The following is a 1,730-nucleotide window of genomic DNA, read 5'->3' as shown; positions in this document are numbered from 1 at the left end:
TAGAATATAAGATTCAGACCTGACAATGCCCAAGCCCAAAACAGTAAGAGCAACAAAGAAAATATCAACTCAGATTGTCCCCGTAGCGGGGATGACTGAGTCGGTTAAGACTGAACTGCTCTCTACAATGGGAAAGTTAGGGATTGTCAGGTCTGAATCCTACAACAAGTTGGGCAGCATTAATCACTGGAGCATTGACTGGAAGAAAGCATACTCCGAAGTCAGATCTTTCAGAAGTCCGGAATCGTTGAGTTTGCCTTCCAAGTTAATGGAATGGACAGTTAGTGATGTAGCTAAAGCGATCACTGCACAGCAAGCTGCCTGCACAGAGGCAGTAATCAAAAATATCTACCGGAAGTTTCCTGGCAAAGAGAATCAGAGAAAGCGAAAAGAACTATGTAAGCAGCTTAAGACTTTAGCTTTCCTAGACAATGCTTTGTTGCACCGATGGGTAAGGAAAGAGTATCAGCGTGGACATTCCTGGGTTAGGAATCAAATTGTTTACCAACAAGGTGGGTACAAATGCAAAAGGCTTTCTCGTAACACTTACCAGTTAGAATTAGCTGGACTTGTTAGAGGAAAAAGGAACAAGGTAGTTGTACGGTCTAACCGCAAGATAAAAGGTCAGATTCGACTAATTTATAACCTAGAATTGGAACGGTTCGAGGTTCACTTTTTAGTAGGTCATGGTGTCGTCGATATTCCGTCTGAACGTCGCAGTATTGGGGTAGATAAAGGCTATACCGAGGCTTTCTATGATTCAGATGGTCAGGCTCACGGGAAAGGACTAGGCAAAGCTGCTACCAAGAAGTCAGATCGTATCTATGCCAAAAACCGCAATAGAGGAAAACTGTGGGCACTGCACAGAAAACTAGAAAAAATAGATCCAGCCAAGTCAGCTAGGATATTAGAAAATAATTTAACCAGAAAAACAGAAAATCGCCGTTACAGACAGAACCAAGCTGAACTAGCGGCGATAATAGGAGCAGCTTGTAAATCTCTTTTCAATGGAGAAGCTCTCAAAATTTTTGCAGAAGATTTAACGCAACCGATTCGGAATAAACGCCAGTCCAAGACTATGTCTCGCAAACTGAATAGTTGGATGAAAGGAGAGATGCGGGACTCTTTACAGAAATGGGCTAATTGGACTGGTTCGGTTGTCACAGAAGTTCAGCCTAGTTACACGTCGCAAATTGACTCCAGGAATGGCACCCTGTTGGGGCACAGAACTGGGGACAATTTTACCGGATTTGATGGGGTCGTGTTGCAGGCTGACCATAATGCTGCCAAAAACATCCTTGACAGAGGTACGGACAAGGATATCACCCGGTACATGAGTAGAGCCGAGGTGCAGGCAGTATTGTTGCGTCGTACCGCGCGTTTCTTGGAAGGTTTGGAACTAGATTTGCTAGATGCAGTTGCGATTGGTATTCTTGACAGCAAACATAGCAGATCTCAGGCTTTCAAGCAACTCCTCAACGGGATTTGAGGAACGTCCAGATAGATGAGTGGTTAGAAGTTACCGTAAGAATAAGGCAGCCTTTATGGTTTGTCGGCTATGGGTAAAAGGGTTAAAACTTTATGATTAAGGCTGCCTTATTCTAAGGTTTCGTCTCCGGAAGGCTCAACTCCAATTGCTGTATGACCACTCCTCACTCGGACAACAATAGAATGCACCTTGACCGTATTATCCGGTTTTGTACCGATTAATGACGGTTCAAGAGTATCCC

1 protein-coding gene is annotated in these 1,730 nt (G+C 43.9%); it reads left to right on the top strand.

Features of this window, described 5'->3' with window-relative positions:
- Positions 1-25: 25 nt before the first annotated feature.
- Complete coding sequence (locus F6J99_RS44765) at positions 26-1,489, top strand: zinc ribbon domain-containing protein (RefSeq protein ID WP_293123822.1); 1,464 nt, start codon at positions 26-28, stop codon at positions 1,487-1,489.
- The last annotated feature ends 241 nt before the right edge of the window (positions 1,490-1,730 follow it).

This window comes from Moorena sp. SIO4G3 (assembly GCF_010692305.1).
GTDB classification, from domain to species: domain Bacteria; phylum Cyanobacteriota; class Cyanobacteriia; order Cyanobacteriales; family Coleofasciculaceae; genus Moorena; species Moorena producens_A.
Note: the sequence above shows the minus strand (reverse complement) of the source record. Positions and strands in the feature narration are given on the sequence as shown.

Coding starts and splice junctions, on each gene's coding strand:
- F6J99_RS44765 (WP_293123822.1), top strand. CDS start 26: ATGCCCAAGCCCAAAACAGTAAGAGCAACAAAGAAAATATCAACTCAG.